This window comes from Parendozoicomonas sp. Alg238-R29 (assembly GCF_947331445.1).
In the GTDB taxonomy this organism is placed as follows: Bacteria; Pseudomonadota; Gammaproteobacteria; order Pseudomonadales; family Endozoicomonadaceae; genus Sansalvadorimonas.
In genome coordinates this window covers 25,332-47,848 of the sequence record NZ_CAMZOG010000002.1, presented here as the reverse complement: position 1 = coordinate 47,848, position 22,517 = coordinate 25,332, and the positions used below count along the sequence as shown (strand labels likewise).

The following is a 22,517-nucleotide window of genomic DNA, read 5'->3' as shown; positions in this document are numbered from 1 at the left end:
CGATAAATCTCAGTCTTTATTATTGCTATTACAGTAGTCTCCGGCTGAATGGGGTGAGTGTCGAGAATTAATTGTCTCTGGTAGTCTATGCCGGAATGAACAGGGAAGTTGAATTGGCATGCTCTGCCTGAAAAATCGTATTGCGTTTACTATATTATTTGCCCTGATTGCTGGATGCACTCACAAGCCACCCGTTGTGTATGACCGGACTGCTCTTTCCTCTGAGTCACCTGCTGCTCAAAACTCGAACGTTTCTTATGAAACAAATGATTATTCCGCTTCTGAACCTGTTGATGCACTGGGATTCGAGGCATTGATTCGTATGCTGGCCCAGGAAGCTGAAGTGAACTGGGGAGATAGCAAGAGCGCTGGCAGAACGGAGTATGTGAAATACTCCAATGGTTACCGCACCCGGGTTATGGTGGATTTTGAAAAGGGCAGAGTACATGTGGAAACATTGGATAAAAGTGATCTTAATCACGCCATTGTTATGACTTTGCTGACGCCTGATGACCCTGGGCGGGTGGACCTTTTCAGTGATACAGAGGTGGTTTTGGGTAAGGAGCCTATCCTTTATGGTCAGGTTCTGGATAACAATGGTCAGCCTATTCGCTGGCAATGGCGGGCGAAAAGTTATGCGGATTATTTAATTCAGGATCGTCTGACCCAAAGAAATACCAGTAAAGGCATGGTGTATGCCGTGGATTTTGAGCTGGTAAAGAATCATGAATCCAAGCGCCTGTATCAATATGCAGGTATTGTTCGTGCTCACTCACAAAAATACCGTATTGATGAAAGCTTGATCTATGCGATTATGCGAACCGAAAGCAGCTTTAACCCTTTTGCGGTGAGCTGGGCGAATGCATACGGATTGATGCAGGTGGTGCCTTCAACAGCCGGGCGAGATGTTTTCCAGCGAATAAAAAAACGAAGAGGGCAGCCTAGCCGTAAATACTTGTTCCAGCCCTGGAATAATATTGATGCTGGTACCGCTTACCTTCATATTCTTGATAACACGTATCTGAAAGATATTCGTGATCCATTATCAAGACGCTATGCAATAATTTCCGCTTATAACGGTGGTGCTGGTAATGTGTTGAAAACATTCGACAGAAACCGCAAGAAAGCTATACAGAAGATTAATGATCTTCAGCCATCCCAAGTGTATTGGGCGCTGACCAAGCGTCATCCCCGTCAGGAATCACGCCGTTATCTTGAGAAGGTGACCAAAGCTGAGAAAGATTTCCATCAGGGAAAGATTTGAATTTTTAGATTGTGATATGACAGAAAATACATTCCCCCACAGACGTACCTTTATGGCGAAAGGGGCGAAGGTTAACCGTTGTGAAACCTGCCAGATGCCAATAATGGCTTGTATCTGCGATATAACTCCAAAAGTTAATGTTAGTGCCAACTTCTGGCTACTGATGCACTACAACGAGCAGTACAAACCCACTAATACCGGGCGCTTATTATTATCCAGTGTTGGTGGTGGACGAACGATCTGGCAAAGGAAAGAGCCAGATTTCCGGCTGTTGCACCTGTTGGCAAGGTCAGACCGTTATCCGATTTTGGTTTATCCACAATCATTAGCTCCCCATAATCCGGTAGCCAGTGCCTCGGAAGTTAAAGAGCAGCAGAGAAAAGGGCGGGAGCCGGTATTCATATTGCTGGACTCAACCTGGCAGCAATCAAGGAAAATGTATAACCACAGTTCCTATCTGCATACTTTGCCAGTGCTCGGAATTACACCGTCTTCACCATCGCGTTACAGGTTAAGGCGAGCACAGAAAGATAATCATCTGTGCACGGCGGAAGTTGGGGCGGAATGTCTGGCGTGGTTGGAAGAGCACAAAGCGGCCGGGCTGGTAAACGATTACTTCGATGTTTTTAATGATCGTTATCTGTCAGCGCGGCAATCAACTGTTTGTTTGGAAAGTGATGCTCTGGCGCGATTGGAAGTTTATCGGGCACAATGCTCAAACAGCTCTTCATAATATTTGTATTGATACTGTTCAGTGACAGAGGGCATTTTTATGGCAATACGTGTCGCATTTCTCGGTCTGGGCGTTATGGGTTACCCCATGGCTGGCCACTTGCTGAGCGCGGGTTATGAGGTAACGGTTTACAACCGGACAACAGCAAAAGCTCAGGCGTGGGTTGAGCAGTATGGCGGCACCTATCGGGAAACCCCTGCGGAAGCCGCTAAGGGGGCTGATTTTGTAATGTCCTGCGTAGGCAATGACGATGACCTGCATCAGGTATGTCTTGGCGATAATGGCGCGTTTTCCGGTATGGCTGAGGGGGCTGTATTTGTGGATCACACCACAGTTTCTGCAGAAGTGACCCGTGAGTTGCATGCTGTAGCGGCAGAAAAGGGAATCGGTTTTCTCGATGCTCCTGTTTCTGGTGGTCAGGCCGGTGCAGAGAATGGGGTGCTGACAGTAATGGTTGGTGGAGATCAACCGGCTTATGATCGTGCTGAACCAGTGATGAATGTTTATGCCCGGCAGATCAAGCTGTTAGGTGGAAGTGGTTCCGGTCAGCTGACCAAAATGGTTAACCAAATCTGTATTGCCGGTCTGGTACAGGGGCTCTCGGAAGGTATTCACTTTGCCAAGCACGCGGGGTTGAATGTTGAAGACGTGATCGGCGTGATTTCCAAAGGCGCGGCTCAATCCTGGCAAATGGAGAACCGCTACAAAACCATGGTGGCAGGAGAATATGATCATGGTTTTGCTGTGGACTGGATGCGCAAAGACTTGGGTATTTGTCTGGATGAGGCGCGTAAAAATGGCGCTAGCCTTCCGGTAACTGCAGCAGTTGACCAGTTTTATGGTGAAGTGCAAAAAGCTGGTGGACGACGCTGGGATACGTCTTCCCTTTTGGCTCGCCTGGAACTATCAGAAAAAGACTAACAATAGACTGACTGCTACTACACAGTTCTCGCCTGGATCGAGAGCTGTGTCAGCTGTTGAAAGTAGTAAACACATCCCACCTATTCTTGTGATGGTGAAAATATGATCTAGCCTCTGATGGCTTTCGCTGGAAGTCTGTGGTTAGCGATGAAGTCACTATTCACCTCATGCACGTTCTCGTTGTGTGGATTATTCGCGGCAGTTTGTGGTTACGCTGCGGAAAAAACGACACCTGCCGAGAAAACCAATCGTCTTGTTGTTAAGTATGCGAGCCCGGTTGACCCGGCTAAGGCCGCAAATGATCCGATGCTGGCCCAGGCAGCAGGTGGCAGAATTTTAAGTACCAGGATGTCTGCCAGCGGTGCCAATGTTGTTGATCCAGGTCTTCATAAACATGTAAGTGAAATGCACGCACTGGCGGAAACTGTATCTAAGCAGCCCGGGGTGCTCTACGCTGAACCGGATTTGATCATGGTTCATCAGTCTACACCGGATGACACTCGCTATAGCGAACAGTGGCACTATTTTGAGCCTGCAGGCTGGTACCTGGTATGTCATGATTGATGCTTATAAGGAATTCAGTGGTCTGACTCTTGAGACTGATTATGGCACTCGTTGCAGTGAGTGTTCCCGAGGAGCAGAAAGTGTTCGGTACCCGGATTTCTGAGGATATTCCGGATAATCGCTCCCGTGGTGTGTCGGTTCCCGTTATCAGTTATTACCAGGGTGATGCTGGTACTGTTTCTGTTGATGTTGATATCACCCATCCTTATATCGGTGATCTTCAGCTAGTCCTGATTTTCCCCGACGGTACACAGCAGACATCGAAGAAGCAGGACAGTCAGGAAAATATTGCTGGCCTGAAAGAAACCTACGAGGTGGATGCTTGTGGGCACCCTGCTGGTGGAGAATGGAAACTGAAAGTGAGTGACCACAATCGTAAGGGCTCTGGAGCCCTGAATGGCAGGAGTATTGGTTTCAGGTAATGGATGGAAAAACTTCTGGGTAAAAGCCTGTGTTTCACAGCTCTGGCAGTCGTTTTATGCTGTCAGAGCGTTTTTTCTTTTTCAGGAAATAGCCGCTATATCGTGGTTTTCATTCCCTAACTGGTAAAGAACTGTGAGCTTACCGATTTGTTCAAAACAGTTGATCAGGCTGGTGATAATTATCGTGTGCTCCGCAGTTTTGGTTCATGCGGTCTGGTGCTGGAAGGTGATAGTGAATTTGTTGCAACGCTGGATGATCTGCCAGAAGTCCATTATGTAGAAGAAGATGTGGTCGCCTATCCTGTTGCAAGTACAGATGAGGTTGATACAGATGAGGTTAATGATGAAGGGCAGTAAAAATACCGAAAAGTTTTCTTTATGCAGGCGTTTCTTCAACAAAACATTCATATTGCTGAAATATTCACCGTTCTAGCCCTTACAGTCCTGCAGCATAGTTATATAATGCGGCCATTCTGACCCCGTTTCTGGCGCAGTCTGACTTTACTGCAAGGATGGGTGTAAACAAGGCTCCCGAAGAGTTTGATGGTGATATGAAGAGTTCAGAGTTACGTTCCGCTTTTCTAAAGTATTTTGAAGGACAAGGGCACGCTATTGTCGATAGCAGCTCTCTGGTTCCCCATGATGATCCTACTCTGTTGTTCACCAATGCGGGTATGAACCAGTTCAAGGATGTTTTCCTTGGTCGTGAAAAGCGTGATTACACCCGAGCGACAACCCCTCAGCGTTGTGTTCGTGCTGGTGGTAAGCACAATGATCTTGAAAATGTGGGTTATACCGCTCGGCATCATACATTCTTCGAAATGATGGGTAATTTCAGTTTTGGTGATTATTTCAAACAGGAAGCCATCAAATACGCGTGGGACTTCCTGACCGGTACACTGAAAGTTCCTGCCGAGAAATTATGTGTCACTGTTTATGCGACTGATGATGAAGCTTATAACATTTGGCTGAATGAAGTGGGCGTTCCCGAAGATAGTATTATTCGTATTGGCGACAATAAAGGTGCTCCTTACGCTTCAGATAACTTCTGGCAGATGGGTGATACCGGCCCTTGTGGTCCGTGCACCGAAATTTTCTATGATCATGGCGATCATATCTGGGGTGGTCGCCCTGGTACGCCGGAAGAAGATGGTGACCGTTTCATTGAAATCTGGAACATTGTTTTCATGCAGTACAACCGTCAGGCTGACGGAACAATGGAATCTCTGCCCAAGCCATCTGTTGATACTGGTATGGGATTAGAGCGCATTGCAGCCGTTGTGCAGGGCGTTCATAACAATTACGACATTGACCTGTTTCAGCACCTTCTAACTGCAGCAGGCAAACTGTTGGGGGGCGTTGAAAACAGTGATAACTCCCTTCGGGTAATCGCCGATCATATTCGTTCCAGTGCTTATTTAATTGCCGATGGCGTTATCCCATCCAATGATGGCAGAGGCTATACCCTGCGCCGGATTATTCGCCGTGCCTGTCGCCATGGACACAAGCTGGGAGCAACCGAGTCTTTCTTCTATCAACTGGTACCGGCTCTGATTGAAGCGATGGGTGATGCAGCTAAAATCGTAGCGGATAACAAAGTCCAGATCATGGATACCCTGAAAAAAGAGGAAGAGCAGTTTGCTCGTACTCTGGATAAGGGTATGAAGATTCTGGAAGAAGATATTTCCAGTCTTAAGGGAACAGAAATTCCCGGCAAAACTGTGTTCACTCTTTACGATACCTATGGCTTTCCCGTTGATCTGACCAACGACATCGCCCGTGAACGAGGCCTGACCATCGATGAAGCTGGCTACGAAAAGTGCATGGAAGAGCAGCGTGTTCGTGCCCGTGCCGCAAGCCAGTTTGGGGTGGACTACAACGCTTCTATTCAGATTGAGGGCGAAACCGAGTTTACCGGTTATTTTGGTCATGTGAATGATAGCGATACCGTGAAGGCCATCTTTGTAGAGGGCGAACCTGTTGATGCGATCGTGGCGGGTACTAAGGCCATAATCGTTCTTAATAAAACGCCTTTCTATGCTGAGTCCGGTGGTCAATGTGGCGATACTGGTGTTCTAAAAACCGAAACTGGTGAGTTCCGGGTTCTGGATACCAAAAAAGAGAGTGATAACCACCTCCATACTGGTGAACTGGTTACTGGCTCCCTGAAGGTTGGTGAGTCTGTTTCTGCCGATGTTGATGCGGGTAAGCGTGCCGACACGGCTCGTAACCACTCTGCCACTCACTTGGCTCATAAAGCTCTGCGTCAGGTCCTGGGCGAGCATGTACAGCAGAAAGGTTCTCTGGTTGATCCAGACAAATTGCGTTTTGACTTCTCCCATGGCGAAGCCATGACTGACAAGCAAGTTAAGGCTGTTGAGCAGATTGTTAATCAGCAGATACGTGAAAACTCTGTTGTTAACACTGAAGTCACCGATATGGACACCGCCGCTGAGCGTGGCGCAACCATGCTCTTTGGTGAGAAGTATGGTGAAATGGTGCGTTTGCTGAGCATGGGTACAGATAACTTCTCCGTTGAGTTGTGTGGTGGTACTCATGTTGAGCGAACGGGTGATATTGGCCAGTTTGTTATTGCCAGTGAAGGAGGCATCGCTGCTGGCGTTCGCCGTATTGAAGCTCTGACTGGGCAGGCTGCTCAGGACTTTCTTGCCCAAAAAGATGAAAAACTCTCAGCTATCCAAAAAATGGTGAAAGCGAGTTTTGATAATCTTGTTTCTTTAGTTCAAGCATCTGTTGATCGGGCAAAAGAGCTGGAGAAGGAGAACCAACAGTTGAAGCAAAAAATGGCAGCTTCAGTTGGAGCCGATATGGCAGGAAATGCTGTGGATATAAATGGCGTGAAACTGCTAGTTAAAAGGCTCGATGATGGTGTCGATCCTAAGTCCTTGAGAGATATGGTCGATCAGCTCAAAAATAAGCTTGGATGCGGTGTTGTTTTCCTTGCAACAGCTGGTGATAAAATATCTCTTGCTTCCGGTGTAACAAAAGACCTAACGGGTAAAGTAAAGGCCGGAGACTTGATGAAGTTTGTGTGTGAACAGGTTGGTGGCCGTGGCGGCGGTCGTCCTGATTTTGCACAAGGTGGAGGTAATAATCTCTCTGCTTTGCCAGCAGCTCTGGCATCTGTTGAATCCTGGCTTGGAGATAAACTCTAAGCAGGATTCCGTCTCCCTGGGCTTACGGGGTTGGCTCAGGGGAGCGTGCGGTACTGTTTCTTTCGGTACTGATTTGGTACATTTCGCCCCGTAAATAAATAAAAGCAAGAACACATGGCGCTGATAGTACAGAAGTTTGGTGGAACATCCGTTGGAACTGTAGAGCGTATTCAAGCTGTTGCAGAGAAAATTCAGAAGTTTCGTCAAGAAGGTCATGATGTAGTCGTTGTTGTATCGGCTATGTCTGGGGAAACCAATCGACTGGTATCGATGGCCAGCGAAATGCAGGAGCATCCGAAGCCGGAAGAACTTGATGTGCTGCTGTCCACAGGGGAGCAGGTCACAACAGCCTTGCTCTCAATGGCGCTGGAAAATCTCAGCTGCCCGGCGCGGTCTTATACCGGCTGGCAGATTGCTATCAGAACAGACAGTTATCATAACAAAGCCCGTATTCAAGAAATCGATACAGACTCTGTAAGAGCTGATCTCGACGCCGGAAGGGTTGTTGTGGTTGCCGGTTTCCAGGGAGTTGATGAGTCCGGAAGGATTACCACTCTGGGGCGGGGAGGCTCGGATACAACGGCGGTGGCGCTGGCCGCTGCTCTAGAGGCGGAAGAATGCCAGATCTACACCGATGTGGATGGTGTTTATACTACTGACCCTCGTGTTGTTGAAGGTGCGCGCCGACTGGATAAAATAACCTTCGAGGAAATGCTGGAAATGGCCAGCCTCGGCTCGAAGGTATTGCAGATTCGCTCTGTCGAGTTTGCTGGCAAGTACAATGTGACCTTAAGGGTGCTACACAGTTTTCAGGATGGCCCGGGCACACTAATAACACTTGAGGAGCAGAGCGAGATGGAGCAGCCAGTTGTTTCCGGTATTGCATTCAACCGGGATGAAGCAAAACTGACCATCAAGGGAGTGCCGGATATTCCGGGAGTTGCGTCACGTATTCTTGGTCCAGTTGGGCGTGCCAATATAGAAGTGGATATGATTGTGCAGAACGTCTCTGCCGATCAGACTACAGATTTTACTTTTACGGTGCACAGAAATGATTATCAGCGTGCGCTGGAAGTTGTAGGCAAAACTTGTAGAGATCTTGGTGCCCGTGAGTATGATGGCGATAACAAGATTGCCAAGGTGTCTATTGTTGGTGTTGGTATGCGATCACACGCCGGTGTTGCGACACAGATGTTTGAGGCATTGGCCGCTGAAGGCATCAATATACAAATAATTTCTACTTCCGAGATTAAGGTTTCGGTGGTAATTCAGGAAAAGTACCTTGAGCTGGCAGTGCGTGCTTTGCATTCTACATTTGAGCTCGATCAAGGTGTTAGTGCAAAGCAGGAGTAATCCTCCTTTATTGGTTGGCTTGCCTGTTCTCTGGTCTGTATCTGTAAGGGTGCGGGCCGGTTAAAAGTAGTGGGAAGGCTCCGGAAGTGATTCTAACCTGTTTGTACAGGAGGACTTACGGATGGTGTCTGTTAACAATGTGCCGTCTGGCTAGTGCAGCGTGTTTCTGGTGTGACTTCGGGTAGCGTTAACACAAACGTGAGCAGAAGTGGCAGTTTCAAGGGAACGGTTTTGGATTTGTGCTGCCAGAACTAAAAGATAATGCAGTAACGGATTGCCAATCTCCAGACCTGTATTATGTTTATGCTTCGTAACAATAAACCGGCAGGCAGTATTCACGGTTTAAACCCTTTCTGGGGGCTTGGATTACTGTCATCGATTACGGTCATTGTTTATGGGTTATAGAACAAGGAGACAGTAATGCTCATTCTGACACGCCGAGTTGGTGAAACCTTGATGGTTGGTGATGATGTCACCGTGACCGTTCTTGGTGTAAAAGGTAACCAGGTTCGTATCGGCGTTAATGCGCCAAAGGAAGTTGCAGTTCATCGGGAAGAAATCTATCAGCGTATCCAGAAGGAGCGTGAAGGAGGTTCCGGTGGCCATTCAGGTTCTGGCCAACACCATCAAGAGTGGGAGACGGAAGCTGAAGGGGAGGGTGGTAATCAGTATTGATACTGGGTCACCTAACTGTTTGTTTTCTCTAATGAATCACTTTTCCAATCACTCTTTCTCGTGCTCATGAAAAGCCCTTAAAAAGGGCTTTGCATTCAGCGTTAATCTGTTATTATAACGGCCGTCTCCGCGGTGAGGTGGCCGAGTGGCTGAAGGCGCTCCCCTGCTAAGGGAGTATACCCTAAACCGGTATCGAGGGTTCGAATCCCTCCCTCACCGCCAGATTGACAATCGATGTCGTTTAACTGTAAATTTCATCGTGTTGCTTGATAAGCAAATTTAAATGTTTGTTTGCTGAAGTTTTTCAGTGCGTCCTTAGCTCAGCTGGATAGAGTACCTGGCTACGAACCAGGCGGTCGGAGGTTCGAATCCTCCAGGACGCGCCACTTTCTTTTATTAAGAGCTAAACCCGTCAAGAAAGACGGGTTTTTCATTCCTCAAGCTTTTTATGATGGTCAGCAATTGACTCTACAAAGCGTAAAGGTATGATGTTTTTCGTGTGGTGAGGTGGCCGAGTGGCTGAAGGCGCTCCCCTGCTAAGGGAGTATACCCTAAACCGGTATCGAGGGTTCGAATCCCTCCCTCACCGCCATAAAAGAGAATCCCGCAACAATTATCTGTTGCGGGATTTTTACGTTTATAAGCGTGATAAATCCCCTGTTTTTCCGGTGTTTCCTCATTTCAAGCCGGTACTCTTTTCACAGCTAAAACCTCTCTGTTTTCCCTCCTAAAACCCCTGTTTCCACCTGTTCTCTGTTTTTCCAGTGCTAGAGAGGCTTTTTCGGTACCGGAATAAATCCCTTTGAGATCATTAAGCTAGACTCTATTCAAAACCACTGTCGTTTAGGGTTCTTGAAAACTTTTTGCTTGCATAGAAAGGTAAAAAGGTCTGATCTCTCAAAAAAATAAATAGGGCTGTTGTCGTTTATTTGTTGGTATTAAGGCATGCCCTGTGAACGAAATTAAAGAGAATAGGAAGAGGGTATTACTTGATCCACTGTTGCTGTTCGTGCCAGGGTAGGGGAAAACCATCCATAAAATCAGCCAGTGTTCTTCCGCCCAGAGATTTGCCGGTCAGGATGATTTCCTGCAGCCAGGGAGAGAGTAGTGTCAGCCTGAGGATGCGGGACACATAGCTGCTGGTTTGGCCGCGCTTGCGGGCTAGGTCGCTGACGCCATCATATTTCCCGGCCGCCAGTTGCTGAAACCAGATGTGGAAGAGGTTGCGGATTCTTGCTGGTATGGTCTGAGTTTGCAACAGAACCGCTTTTCCGTATTGGTCATAATTGACGTTTTTTAGCCGAAATGGGATAGTGTGGCTAATATACTCATGCCCATTTGACCTGAATCATGCTCACTACGCTTTACCATCAACACAGTCGCTCTATCAGCACAGCGCTTATCGCTGTGATGATTCTGTCTGTGTTGCAGTTTTGCATGATGTCGATAGCAGAAGGTCAGATGATATCTCATGGAACCCTCCATGAAATGCCTGACGGTCTGACGTCTGAAATGGCTCATGACAGCAGCCATTCCGGGAACATACACGATTGCTGCGTTACCGGCTCAACCCTGTCCCATAGTATGGAAGATATGGAGGCAGCCTGTCCGGACTGTGAAGGCAGTGACCCAGCATTGCAACTAAGCAACACTTTCGACCTTAAACCTCTCTATGCCCTGCTTTATGTGGTAGTGCAGGAAGTATTAAACGAGACGTTGCAGACTCGTGTCTGGCAGGTATTTACCGAGCCCGATATTCTCTCCTCCCGACCCGAAATCTATCTGGCGAAAGCCTCTTTTCTCGAATAGTCCGTTGTCGCAATACCTTATTTAACCCGGTTATTGTTTACGAACTGTCGTGTACGCCTGCCCGTAATGGCTGATGGTGTTGCAGCACACAGTTCTCCAACGGAGAAAAACCATGTTTTCCTACAGTCGCAGAAATGTGACAACCCTAAGGCGTCTGGCGGTGTTCTGCCTGGCAATCAGTGCTGTTTCATTGCCGGCGGATGAGTTGACTCTGCCGAAAGCAGAACAGTTGGCACTGTCCAACGATTATGGCGTACAGGCTCTGCAGGCACAGAGCAGTGCCTTTGCAGAACAAGCCGTCGCTGCTGATACCTGGAGGGACCCGGTTCTTTCCATCGGGACTATGAACCTGCCGGGGAATAACCCTGATCCTTTTAACCAGGGCATGTTCGAACTGAAAGTACAGCAAATGCTACCCAGAGGCAGCAGTAATAAGCTTCAGCGCCGTAAGGTGGAATTACAAGGCGAAAGTCGTGAAGTCGCTGCCAGCAATCGTCGTTTACAGGTGCTGCAGAGTGTCAGGCTGGCATGGCTGGATATCTGGTACTGGCAACAGGGCATCAACCAGCTGAAGCAGGATCGTTACTTGTTTGAAAGCCTGGTCGATGTCACCGAATCGTTGTACAGCCAGGGTAAAAAGAAACAGCAGGATCTGTTTCGTGCGGAAGTGGAACTGACCCGACTGGATGATCGTATCGTGTCGTTCGTTGCCAGCAAAGAGCAAAGCGAGGCTCAATTATTACGCTGGCTGGGAAATACTCCAGCTGGTGTCATCCCCCGTCAACTGCCTGACTTTGCCCTGATGCCAGAAGACAGCAAAGCTCGTTTGCAACTGCACCCGCTGGTTATCGCAGCAGAGCTGGATGTTCAGCAGGCTGGGCAAGATGTAGCGCTGGCCAATGAAAGCTACAAGCCGCAGTTTGGCGTTGAGCTGAAATACGGCAGAGAGCAGATGAACACAGGAGCCAGTAGCCGCAACAGGTTCTCCGCGATGCTGATGATGGACATTCCCTTGTTTACCGGCAATCGTCAGGACCGACAGCTGACTGCCAGTCATTATCGTCGGGAAGCCGGTATTGCTCAACGGCTGGATACCCTGCAGCAACTGCAGGGGGAGTTTGATGCTGAACAGTCTCGCTATGAAGGTTTGTTGAGGCGGGTAGAACTTTACCGGAAAGAACTGCTGCCAAAGGTGCGCAACCAGGCCGATGCAGCCCTGCGTTCATACCAGTCGGATGCCAGTGATTTCAACGATGTGATTCAGGCTTACAAAGCCCAGCTTACCAGCTCTCTGGAGTTCCTCCGGCTTCAGGCTGACAGCCGCCAGAGTGCAGCTCGCCTCCAATACTTTGCTCCGGCACCGCAGGATCTTCAGCAAACTCATCGGGGAGAAGCACTCTAATGAATAAACTCACTCTTACCTTGCTCGCTTCTACCGTTGCTTTCGCTGCCGGAGTCTCAGTCCAGAATTTTATGGGTTCCCAAAACCCGGCAGAGTCTGCCGGTTCCGGGGAAAAAGAGCCCATGTACTGGGTGGCTCCCATGGACCCTAATTACCGGCGCGACCAACCGGGCAAATCCCCCATGGGAATGGATCTGGTACCTGTTTATGAGGAGACATCCGGTGCTGAAGATCCTGCAGGCACTGTGACTGTGTCGCCTGCTGTTAAAAATAGCCTTGGCGTGCGTTCCGAAGTCGTCAACAAAAGCCTGTTGATACCCGAAGTCCGCACAGTCGGTGTTATTGGATACAACGAAGACAGCATATTTCAGGTCAACAGTCGTGTAGAAGGCTGGGTAGAAAATCTTCAGATGTCGTCCAATGGTGAATTTGTAAAAGCCGGCAGCAGACTCTTTGATCTGTACTCTCCTGCGTTGGTTAACGCGCAGGAAGAGCTGGTATCCGCCCTGCGCTCTAATCGACAAGGGCTGATCACTGCCTCCAGAAAACGGCTGGCATCGCTGGATGTACCGGAAGCTGTGATTGAACGCATCGTCAAGCGCGGCAAAGTTGAGCGGACACTGGCGTTTTATGCCCCGAAAGACGGCTACGTCTCCCGTCTCAATACCCGTGAAGGCGGTTATATCAACCCATCCAAAACCATTATTGAGTTGGCTGGTCTGGACTCTGTCTGGATAGTGGCTGACGTGTTTGAACGCCAATCACAGCTGATCAGGTCGGGCCAGAAAGCAACTATGACTGTGGAATACCTGCCAGGCCGGAAATGGCAGGGTGTGGTGGATTACATCTATCCGGAGCTGAACCCGAAAACACGCAGTCTGAGAGTCCGGCTGAGGTTTGATAACCCTGGTGCCGAACTGAAACCCAATATGTATTCCCGTGTGGCTATTAATACGGGCACTTTTGAAGCGCTGAATATTCCTGCTGAAGCCCTGATTCAAACCGGGCAACAAAACCGTGTGGTTAAGGATCTGGGTGATGGCAAATTTCGCTCCGTACGGGTTCAGACCGGACGCACAGTGGCAGACCGTGTGGAGATTCTAAGAGGTCTGGCAGAAGGCGACAAAGTAGTGACTTCTGCCCAGTTTCTGATTGATTCCGAGTCCAGCGTCAGTGCTGATCTCACCCGCTATGAAGAACCTGCCAGTAATCGCGTCTGGATGACAGGTGTCGTTGAAGATGTGATGGATGACAGTCTCTATATCACCCATGAGCCTGTGCCTGAATGGGAATGGCCGACCATGTCCATGTTTTTTGACTTTGGTAAAGAGCTTGATACATCGTCTGTTGCTTCAGGAGCAAAGGTTCGTTTTGAAGTGGAAAAGCTGGAGGGGGGTGGTTTTGAAATCACAGCCATCGAAACCAGTACGGCTGCAGAACCTGTGATGGATCACAGCCAAATGAACCATGAGCAGATGGATCATTCCAGCTCGAGCTCTGAGTCTATGCCAGACATGGATCACAGTAAGATGGACCACAGCAAGATGAATCACTAAGGGAGACACACCATGATCAAAGCGATTATTCGCGGATCACTGGAAAACCGTTTTCTGGTGATTCTGGCTGCTGTGGCGCTGTTGTTTGGTGGTGCCTGGGTGACCCGCAACACGCCGGTGGATGCCTTGCCCGATCTTTCGGATGTGCAGGTGATCATCAAAACCGACTATCCCGGGCAGGCGCCACAATTGGTGGAAGACCAGGTCACTTACCCGCTGACCACGGCCATGATGGCTGTGCCAGGGGCGGTGGATGTGCGTGGTGCTTCCATGTTTGGCAGTTCATACGTTTACATTCTGTTTGAAGATGGTACCGATATGTACTGGGCTCGTTCGCGGGTGCTGGAATATCTGAATCAGATACAGTCCAGCCTGCCTCCCGAAGCCAAAACAGCACTGGGGCCTGATGCGACAGGTGTTGGCTGGGTGTTTAACTATGCACTGGTGGATAAAACCGGCCAGCACGACCTGGCCCAACTGCGCAGTATGCAGGACTGGTTTCTGAAGTTTCAGCTGCAGTCGGTACCCGGTGTCAGTGAAGTGGCAACCGTTGGCGGTATGGTGCGGCAATATCAGGTAGTGGCTGACCCCGATAAACTGCGAGCTTACGGCATTCCCCTGCAGAAACTGCAACAGGCCCTGCAGCAGGGCAACCGAGAGGCTGGTGCTTCAGCGATCGAGATGGCAGAAGCGGAATACATCGTGCGTATTACTGGCTATCTCTCCAGTCTGGAAGATATACGACAAGTCCCCTTGATGGTCACAGACGACGGAACACCTCTGACGGTGGGTGATGTCGCCACAGTAAAAGCAGGCCCCCAGATGCGCAGGGGGATTGCTGATCTGGACGGAGAAGGTGAAGTGGTTGGCGGCATCATCGTTATGCGCTTCGGCGAGAACGCCCAGAAGGTGATTAATGGGGTAAAGGCCAAGCTGGACGAATTACAAAGCGGTCTGCCTGAAGGTGTTGAGATCATCACCACCTACGACCGCTCAAAACTGGTAGACAGCTCTATTTCAACCCTGACCAATACGCTACTGATTCAGCTGGGTATTGTGGTGGCCATTTGTGCTCTGTTTTTGCTGCACTTACGGTCATCGCTGGTGATCGTGATCAGTCTGCCACTGGGTATTCTTGGCGCCTTTATGATCATGTATCTGCAGGGACTGAATGCCAATATCATGTCTCTGGGTGGTATCGCTGTTGCCATAGGTTCCATGGTGGATGGTTCTATTGTCATGATTGAAAACTTCCACAAGCATATGCAACGGGTGACGATCACCGCAGCAAACCGCTGGAGAGTTGTACGACAATCGTCTTTGGAAGTTGGCCCGCCGCTGTTCTTCTCCCTGTTGATTGAAGCCGTGAGCTTTATGCCGGTATTCAGTCTACAGGCGCAGGAAGGGCGCATGTTTTCGCCCCTGGCCTTTACCAAGTCCTATGCTATGGCCGTGGCCGCAGGCCTGACCATTACTCTGGTTCCTGTGCTGATTGGCTATCTGGTGCGTGGCAAGGTAATGCCGGAGGATCGTAACCCGGTCAATAAAGCACTCATGGGCGCCTATCGTCCCTTTGTAAAACTGTCACTGAGCTGGCCCAAAACACTGGTGGCCGGTGCTGCTGTATTGATGGTGGTTGGTTTTATGCCTGCGTCAAAACTCGGCAGCGAGTTTATGCCACCGCTGGACGAGGGCGACCTGATGTATATGCCCACGACTTATGCCGGTATTTCGGTGGGTAAAGCCAGAGAGCTGCTGCAACAGACCGATCGGCTGATCAAAACCGTACCAGAAGTAGAAACCGTCTTTGGCAAGGTGGGACGGGGCGAAACCGCCACTGATCCATCACCACTGACCATGATTGAAACCGTGGTACAGCTTAAGCCTCGCAATGAGTGGCGTGACGGAGTGACACCGGATTCCCTGAAAGCGGAGCTGGAATCTCTGGTTAAGCTACCGGGGGTGAGTAATGCCTGGGTAATGCCTATTCGTACCCGTATCGACATGTTGTCTACGGGGATTAAAACACCGGTTGGCATTCAGGTCACAGGTCCGGACCTTAAGGTGATAGAAGAGGTTGGTCGTAAGCTGGAAAAAATCCTTCAGCCCGTACCCGGAACCCTTTCGGTTTACGCCGAACGTGTTGTTGGTGGTCGCTATATCAAGGTGGATATTAACCGGGTGCGAGCAGCTCGTTTTGGCTTGAATATCAATGATATTCAGCAAGTGGCTTCGTCAGCCATTGGCGGTATGAATGTCACCAGTACTGTGGAAGGTCTGGAACGATATCCGGTGAATCTACGTTATCCACAGAGTTACAGAAATTCGGTGGAAGCCCTGAAAACCCTGCCGGTCGTCACTCCTGCCGGACAGAGCATTGCTCTGGAAGATGTAGCCGATATTTATATCGAAGACGGCCCCGGAGCCATTCGTTCCGAGAATGCCCGGCCTGCAGGCCGGGTACTGGTCGATATCGAAGGTCGTGACCTGGGCTCCTATGTACGGGAGGCACAATCCATAGTTGCTGACCAGCTGGAACTGCCAGCGGGTTATGCCCTGGACTGGACCGGACAGTATGAATATATGGAGCGGGCGAATGAACGCCTGTCGATCATCATTCCGGTTACCCTGTTCTTTATCACTGTTGTTCTGTTCCTGACGTTCCGCAATGCCTTTGAAGTGGTCACTATTCTGGGCACCCTGCCTTTTGCCCTGATTGGCGGTATCTGGCTGATGTATCTGCAGGGCTACAACTTCTCGGTGGCTGTCGGCGTGGGCTTTATTGCGCTGGCTGGGGTTACGGTGGGCAACGCCATTATGATGCTGGTTTACCTGAATCAGTCACTGAACGAGCGTCGTTTACAAATCAGTGAACAGGGAAAAAACATCAGGCAGACAGATGTTCGTGAGGCGGTTATGGATGGTGCCGTGTTGAGACTGCGCCCCATTATGATGACGGTTTGTACCATCCTGTTTGGCTTGATTCCTGTGATGCTTAACGATGGAACCGGTGCCGAGGTGATGCAGCGTATCGCCGGACCGATGATTGGCGGTATCACCAGTTCTCTAATGGTCACACTGGTGTTGGTTCCCGCTATTTACTACCTGTGGCATAGCCGCAAAATTGATAACTGAAGACTATTAAAAACCAGGAGAGTGAAACCATGAAAAATCTGAAAGTGCTGGCGCTGGGTGCGTCTTTGATTCTGAGCTCTGCCACTAGTTTTGCCACAGAAAAGCCGATGGTGATGTTGTACAAGTCACCGACCTGCGGTTGTTGCTCCGAGTGGGCAAAACATATGGAAGAGAATGGCTTCAAGGTGATGAACCATGATGTTCAGAATGTAACCCGATACAAAGACCGCGCAGGTGTTCCGGCTAATGCCCGTTCCTGCCACACCGCCATGATCGGTGATTACGCTATTGAAGGCCACGTACCGGCAGAAGACGTTATCCGTCTGTTGACCGAGAAACCTGAAGGCGTGAAAGGACTGGCTGTCCCGGGAATGCCAATGGGGTCTCCGGGTATGGAGTATGGTGATCGTAAGGATGATTATCAGACGTTCAGTTATACCAAGGATGGTCATAAGTCGGTGTTTGCCAGTCATTAAACACTCTATCTAATGGTATTCATGAAGACGATTTTGCTGAGGAGAATTATATTTTCTTTAGCAAAATCGGTTAAATACGGTAATTGGCTACGAAATGTACCAGCAGCTGACTCACATCTGAAATTTCAATCGATTGCACTTATTGTATTAATCCAGCAGCAGTTGAAGAACGCAGGAAATCTGATTTGTTAATGCACGAAAGTTTGAGGGCTATCTTTTGGTTTGAATTGCTGGCGTCATACTGACAAATCAATCCGGAAACCCTCATTTTTCAACAGAACGCTGTTAAATCAGTTGGGGTATTTTGCACACCAAAAGTACTGCTCTGTCATTCTGTTTAGTCTGGAGTTCACCTTCTATTCTGTGAATTTCTTCCTTTCCCTTCCGAAGAGCCTTAATAGACACAATTAACCTGTGAATATACTTTTTCTTCTTTGCCAGCGCTTTCAGTCTTTCATCTGAGAATATAAAGCATGAATCCTGATCACAGCCAGCCTTCTGATCCTCTAATTTTTTCAGAACGCCATCTGAGCAGAGACTATCAAACCCCTTCGGATTAGAAATGTTTATATTTAATTGCTGACTGTCATCAACCACACTGTTATAGTTCTTTAAATCCAGTGCGGCAATTCTTTTAATAAACCCCATATATGCGTTCTCAACTCTCATACGCCCATTCAAAACATCTATCTGGTTATCAACTTTAGTGAGAGGCGTCATGGTCATAACCTTGTATATGCCAATCGGTATGCCAACAAATGGTATCAGTAAGAACTTAGCAATGGTCTTGGCTTTATCGGAAAAAGTCACTTTATATTGATCTATTGTTTTGGATTGTGCGTCAGACAATTTGGTGTCTGAACGAGAGGGGGCCATGGCAATATGAGACTCACTTACAACGGGCTTTATTGTTGAGTTTGTTGAATCTAAATCTGTAGCTTTACCCGCCATCCCGGTTGGAGAGCTGTTGTGTGGAGGTGTGGTAGCTGCTGCATATCTCATTGTCATAATAATGTCTCCCTGCCTTTAAGTTTGTTGTTCTTCAATCTTCAGTATCGAAGGGTTATTGCAGAGCAACCATTGAACTTTAGTGTGGAGAGAATGAACGTTCTTTTATAAGCAGTTCCAAAAAAGAAACGGAAGCAACACCTCGGCGTTATGCCCGAAATTTCCCCCAGTCTGAGACTAAAGTCTTACACCTTCAACCTGTCAGACCATGGTCGCAGAGACTCACGAAAAGATAAAAAAAGATAAAGGACACCCACAGATTTGACACCACCGGCACGGGGACTACCTTTGCACCATCTTTCTGTCAGTAGTCATCATCACTATGACCCGTGCCCGCCGTTCTCTGATCGATGCTCAAACGACACCTTACTACCACTGTATGGCCCGTTGTGTTCGGCGGGCTTATTTGTGGGGAGAGGATCACCTGACGGGTACAAATTATGAGCACCGTAAAGCCTGGGTTGTTGATCGGTTGGAAGAGTTGGCGTCTGTTTTTGCGATAGAAGTGTGCGCTTATGCGGTGATGTCGAACCATTATCATGTGGTGCTGTATGTCGACCAGCAAGTATGCGAAAACTGGAGTGACAGAGACGTCCTGGAACGCTGGACTCAACTTTTCAGTGGGCCACTGTTGGTACAACGTTTCCTGGCAGGCTCTGCTCTGGACAAAGCCTCACAAAACCGTGTGAGCCAGTTTGCTGAAGAGTATCGCAATCGCTTGCAGGATATCAGTTGGTTTATGCGTTGCCTGAATGAACATTTAGCTCGTAAAGCTAATGAAGAAGATGGCTGCAAAGGCCGGTTTTGGGAGGGGCGATTCAAGAGTCAGGCTCTGCTGGATGATGCAGCCTTGCTGTCCTGTATGGCTTATGTAGATTTGAACCCCGTTCGTGCGGGTATGGCCAGCAAACCAGAAAACTCAGACTACACCTCACTGCAACTACGTATTCGCCAATGGCAAACATCACGAGAAACACAGCAACGCTGCCAGCCTCTACAGGTCAAACCTTTGGGCGTACAAGGGCAGTCGAAAGTGAGAGCCATACCGTTTTCGCTGGTTGATTATATGGAACTTGTCGACTGGTCTGGCCGTGCCATTCGGGATGACAAGCGTGGAGCGATACTTTCTGGCTCGCCTTCAATTCTGATACGACTGGGTATTGATGCGGATGAATGGGTGAAAGTTCTCTCTCCGGGAGGGCATCACTTTACTCATGCTGTGGGGAAAGTTAATGCGCTGAAGAGTTATGCTGAAACACTCGGTCAGCGTTGGGTGCAAGGGGTAAGAGCCAGCCAGCGGCTGTTCCCTGCACGTTAATCCTCGTGATACGCCTTTCCTTTTGACCATTGCCCAAAGAGTTTTTTCTACTGTAAAAAGTTGTACCTCTTTCTATGATTTCCTGGTTCTTATAGGAGCATGCTGCTATTGACGCTTAGTTGATAGTTGTTTTTTGTTCTGCCTTTGTTCTGTGGGTGTCCCTTTCCTTTGTCCCTTTCCTTTGTCCCTTTTGTTCTTGTTCCCTTTGTTCTCCTTTGTTCTCTCGGCAAGGTGTATAACTTTGGCTTTGCCATTCATGATGACTATACCAGCGCTCGTTACCACCATGTGTCGTTTGGCTACAAACTGGCACTGGATAACGATCAAGCAGAGGTGAACGTCAAAAAGTTGTAACCACACGGCTCCCATGAAGAACTCTACAGCCCCTGAAGGCTGTGGAGTTCACAGACTCTCCCCTCAAGAGCGCTTGATCATAATTATCTTTTTATACGACACAGTTTGCATCAACTGCCATTCGAGCGTTAGATAGATGCAACAGTGTATAAAGAGTCGTCACTATGATGCAGATATCCGATCCTACCCTTGAAGAACGTATACCAGCCCTGTTTCGACTAGGGTTCCGGCCGTTCTTTCTTGCCGGTGTACTATTCAGCATGATTAGCCTGATGCTTTGGGGACTGTCACTGTTTGGCAGCCTGACTCTGCAGCCATACGGTGGGATGCTGTGGTGGCATATGCATGAAATGGTGTTCGGTTTTACCATGGCCATTATTGCCGGATTTCTTCTGACAGCAGTACAAACCTGGACCGGGGTTCCCGCCATCAAAGGCAAACCATTAATGCTGCTGTTTGGTTTATGGCTGGCAGGACGGGTATTGCTGCTGGTTCCCGGCTCGGTTCCATTGATGCTGATAGCCGGTATTGATATTGCCTTTCCGGTGATCACCGCCGCTCTTATGGCCAGTTATGTCATCAGAGTGAAAATGTGGCGCAATCTGATGTTTACTCCCGTTCTGCTGCTGATGGCACTGGCCAGCGGTATTATGCACGCGGGAGTTATTGCTGGTGATTACACTCTGGCCTGGCAGGGGGCTTATGGCAGCATTTATCTGGTTGCCTTGCTGATGGCCATTCTGGGTGGTCGGGTGATTCCTTTCTTTACTGCCAACCGGCTTAAGCTTCCCAAGCCGGAAACCAATAAGCCCAGAGAGCTTGGCTCCATTATTCCATTAGTATTGCTGACTCTGCTGATGCTGTCTGGTACCGATGATCAGTTTCCCCAACTAACAGGATTCATCGCTCTCATCGCCGCTATTGCCAACCTCAGCCGACTGACGAGCTGGCAGGGGCGAAAAACCCTGCGTATCCCCCTGCTCTGGTCCCTGCATCTTTCCTATCTGTTTATTGTGCTAGGGCTGTTTCTGGCCTTTCTGCATTATATGGACACGGGCGTAACTTCATCGATTATGATTCACGCCCTGACAGTAGGCGGCATTGGTGGCCTGATACTGGCCATGATCAGCCGTGTCTCTCTCGGGCATACCGGACGACCACTGAAGACAGGAAAAACCATTGCACTGTCTTTTATTCTGATTGCTGCCGCAGCGATTGTCCGCATACTGCCAGCCCTGCTACCCCTGCAAACCAACCTGTGGTTGATGATCAGCATCACCCTGTGGCTGATGGCCTATGGCATATTCTTTGTGATTTATCTGCCGATTCTTAGCCGCCCTCGGGTGGATGGCAAGAGTGGTTAATATACGCGCTCTGCCAGAGATCCTTAGCAGATAGCAGTAGAGAGGGAAGAGAAGGTCAGGTTTGTTTTTACTCTTTTAAAAAAATGAACCTGACCCTTTTTTCCCCTTTTTTCCCTTTTTTCCTTTTTTTCCCCATACTGGATCGGTTCCACATCGTTGCCATGCTCAACAAAGCCATTGATGAAATCAGAGCATCCGAACACAAACAACTTCAGGCTGACGGCTACGAACCCGTTCTCAAAAAGTCCCGCTGGTGTTTGTTGAAGCGACAGGAGAATCTCACAGAGAAAGAAGAGATCAAACTCAACACGGTGCTCCAGTACAACCTGAAAAGTGTCAGGGCTTACCTTCTCAAAGAGGAATTCCAGGCGTTCTGGGAATACGTCTCGCCGCATTGGGCAGGAAAATATCTTGATCGGTGGAGCACACGGGTCATGCGGTCAAAGCTGGAACCGATGAAGAAAGTCGTTAAAACAATCCGACGACATAAGCCTCTTATTCTGAACTGGTTCAGGGCCAGGAAGGCGTATTCCAGCGGAATAGTTGAAGGTCTGAACACCAAAATAAAACTCACTATGAGAAAATCTTACGGCTTCAGAACCTACAGATGTGCGGAAATTGCTTTATATCATGCCCTCGGCAAGCTCCCCGAGCCTGAAATGACCCACAGATTTTACTGACGAGGCTAATATTGAAGGCATTGTTGAAAAGCATGTAGTTAGTAAAAGCTATCTCAAAGAATTGAATGTAATCATCTGGCTTGGGTAGGAGACTAATGCAGTTTAAACCAGTCTGCTGATTGTAAATTAAATCAAGATGCCAATAATTCAGTGTCATGTCTTTCTTGATCTACTTTGGATATAAGCTAGTCTCCTGAATGCTTAAGGGAGTAGGAGAGTAATAAAAATTTGTGAGCTATGATGCTGGAGTGCGTTTTTAAGCTCGTGATGAGTGATGGTTTACATTTGGCGCAACTCAGAGGCTGTT

At 48.7% G+C, this 22,517-nt stretch carries 19 protein-coding genes, 3 tRNA genes and 1 pseudogene; 21 read left to right on the top strand and 2 right to left on the bottom strand.

Features of this window, described 5'->3' with window-relative positions:
- The first annotated feature begins 118 nt into the window (after positions 1 to 118).
- The 12 genes and pseudogenes from mltC (at position 119) to QMA35_RS00755 (ending at position 9,700) form a co-directional block, all read left to right on the top strand.
- Positions 119 to 1,264 (top strand): membrane-bound lytic murein transglycosylase MltC, encoded by a 1,146-nt coding sequence (gene mltC / locus QMA35_RS00810; RefSeq protein WP_281645217.1) that lies wholly within the window; start codon positions 119 to 121, stop codon positions 1,262 to 1,264.
- A gap of 16 nt (positions 1,265 to 1,280) precedes the next feature.
- Entirely contained in the window at positions 1,281 to 1,997 is a 717-nt protein-coding gene (locus QMA35_RS00805) for a tRNA-uridine aminocarboxypropyltransferase (protein ID WP_281645216.1), read from the top strand.
- Positions 1,998 to 2,036: 39 nt separating this feature from the next.
- Positions 2,037 to 2,918, top strand: coding sequence for an NAD(P)-dependent oxidoreductase (locus QMA35_RS00800; RefSeq protein ID WP_281645215.1), 882 nt, complete (start codon positions 2,037 to 2,039; stop codon positions 2,916 to 2,918).
- A 147-nt stretch (positions 2,919 to 3,065) separates the two neighbouring features.
- Positions 3,066 to 3,482, top strand: coding sequence for a hypothetical protein (locus QMA35_RS00795; RefSeq protein WP_281645214.1), 417 nt, complete (start codon positions 3,066 to 3,068; stop codon positions 3,480 to 3,482).
- Positions 3,483 to 3,523: 41 nt separating this feature from the next.
- The gene (locus QMA35_RS00790) at positions 3,524 to 3,904 is read left to right on the top strand and encodes a proprotein convertase P-domain-containing protein (protein ID WP_281645213.1); all 381 of its coding nucleotides are present in this window, start codon (positions 3,524 to 3,526) and stop codon (positions 3,902 to 3,904) included.
- Between the two features lie 147 nt (positions 3,905 to 4,051).
- A complete protein-coding gene (locus tag QMA35_RS00785; protein WP_281645212.1) occupies positions 4,052 to 4,261 on the top strand; it encodes a hypothetical protein in 210 nt (69 codons plus the stop codon).
- 194 nt (positions 4,262 to 4,455) lie between these two features.
- Entirely contained in the window at positions 4,456 to 7,080 is a 2,625-nt protein-coding gene (gene alaS, locus QMA35_RS00780) for an alanine--tRNA ligase (protein WP_281645273.1), read from the top strand.
- Positions 7,081 to 7,194: 114 nt separating this feature from the next.
- On the top strand, positions 7,195 to 8,433 hold the full coding sequence (locus QMA35_RS00775) for an aspartate kinase (protein ID WP_281645211.1): 1,239 nt from the start codon (positions 7,195 to 7,197) through the stop codon (positions 8,431 to 8,433).
- A gap of 420 nt (positions 8,434 to 8,853) precedes the next feature.
- Positions 8,854 to 9,033, top strand: a pseudogene (gene csrA, locus QMA35_RS00770) (carbon storage regulator CsrA); the annotation flags it as partial.
- 206 nt (positions 9,034 to 9,239) lie between these two features.
- Positions 9,240 to 9,330, top strand: a tRNA-Ser gene (locus QMA35_RS00765).
- Positions 9,331 to 9,417: 87 nt separating this feature from the next.
- Positions 9,418 to 9,494 (top strand) — tRNA-Arg (locus QMA35_RS00760).
- 115 nt (positions 9,495 to 9,609) lie between these two features.
- Positions 9,610 to 9,700 (top strand) — tRNA-Ser (locus QMA35_RS00755).
- A 393-nt stretch (positions 9,701 to 10,093) separates the two neighbouring features.
- Here the strand turns inward: QMA35_RS00755 and QMA35_RS00750 are convergent.
- Positions 10,094 to 10,366 (bottom strand): hypothetical protein, encoded by a 273-nt coding sequence (locus QMA35_RS00750; RefSeq protein ID WP_281645210.1) that lies wholly within the window; start codon positions 10,364 to 10,366, stop codon positions 10,094 to 10,096.
- Between the two features lie 92 nt (positions 10,367 to 10,458).
- Between QMA35_RS00750 and QMA35_RS00745 the strand changes: the two genes are divergently transcribed.
- From QMA35_RS00745 to QMA35_RS00725, 5 genes are all read left to right on the top strand, one after another.
- The gene (locus QMA35_RS00745) at positions 10,459 to 10,917 is read left to right on the top strand and encodes a hypothetical protein (RefSeq protein WP_281645209.1); all 459 of its coding nucleotides are present in this window, start codon (positions 10,459 to 10,461) and stop codon (positions 10,915 to 10,917) included.
- A 112-nt stretch (positions 10,918 to 11,029) separates the two neighbouring features.
- Positions 11,030 to 12,319 carry a TolC family protein gene (locus QMA35_RS00740; protein WP_281645208.1) on the top strand — a complete coding sequence of 430 codons (1,290 nt, stop codon included), beginning with the start codon at positions 11,030 to 11,032 and terminating at the stop codon, positions 12,317 to 12,319.
- On the top strand, positions 12,319 to 13,875 hold the full coding sequence (locus QMA35_RS00735; RefSeq protein ID WP_281645207.1) for an efflux RND transporter periplasmic adaptor subunit: 1,557 nt from the start codon (positions 12,319 to 12,321) through the stop codon (positions 13,873 to 13,875). The genes QMA35_RS00740 and QMA35_RS00735 overlap by 1 nt, the downstream gene beginning before the upstream one ends.
- Before the next feature lie 12 nt (positions 13,876 to 13,887).
- Entirely contained in the window at positions 13,888 to 17,010 is a 3,123-nt protein-coding gene (locus QMA35_RS00730) for a CusA/CzcA family heavy metal efflux RND transporter (protein WP_281645206.1), read from the top strand.
- A 29-nt stretch (positions 17,011 to 17,039) separates the two neighbouring features.
- The gene (locus QMA35_RS00725; protein WP_348650918.1) at positions 17,040 to 17,486 is read left to right on the top strand and encodes a DUF411 domain-containing protein; all 447 of its coding nucleotides are present in this window, start codon (positions 17,040 to 17,042) and stop codon (positions 17,484 to 17,486) included.
- Between the two features lie 285 nt (positions 17,487 to 17,771).
- On the opposite strand, the gene QMA35_RS00720 is transcribed toward QMA35_RS00725, so the two are convergent.
- On the bottom strand, positions 17,772 to 18,494 hold the full coding sequence (locus tag QMA35_RS00720) for a hypothetical protein (protein WP_281645205.1): 723 nt from the start codon (positions 18,492 to 18,494) through the stop codon (positions 17,772 to 17,774).
- A 322-nt stretch (positions 18,495 to 18,816) separates the two neighbouring features.
- On the opposite strand from QMA35_RS00720, the gene QMA35_RS00715 reads away from it, so the two are divergent.
- From QMA35_RS00715 to QMA35_RS00700, 4 genes are all read left to right on the top strand, one after another.
- Positions 18,817 to 19,812 carry a transposase gene (locus QMA35_RS00715; protein ID WP_281645204.1) on the top strand — a complete coding sequence of 332 codons (996 nt, stop codon included), beginning with the start codon at positions 18,817 to 18,819 and terminating at the stop codon, positions 19,810 to 19,812.
- Positions 19,813 to 19,980: 168 nt separating this feature from the next.
- Positions 19,981 to 20,166: a hypothetical protein gene (locus tag QMA35_RS00710; protein WP_281645203.1), complete on the top strand. Its 186-nt coding sequence runs from the start codon at positions 19,981 to 19,983 to the stop codon at positions 20,164 to 20,166.
- 164 nt (positions 20,167 to 20,330) lie between these two features.
- Entirely contained in the window at positions 20,331 to 21,530 is a 1,200-nt protein-coding gene (locus QMA35_RS00705) for an NnrS family protein (RefSeq protein ID WP_281645202.1), read from the top strand.
- An 83-nt stretch (positions 21,531 to 21,613) separates the two neighbouring features.
- The gene (locus QMA35_RS00700) at positions 21,614 to 22,210 is read left to right on the top strand and encodes a transposase (RefSeq protein ID WP_281645201.1); all 597 of its coding nucleotides are present in this window, start codon (positions 21,614 to 21,616) and stop codon (positions 22,208 to 22,210) included.
- Positions 22,211 to 22,517 lie beyond the last annotated feature (307 nt).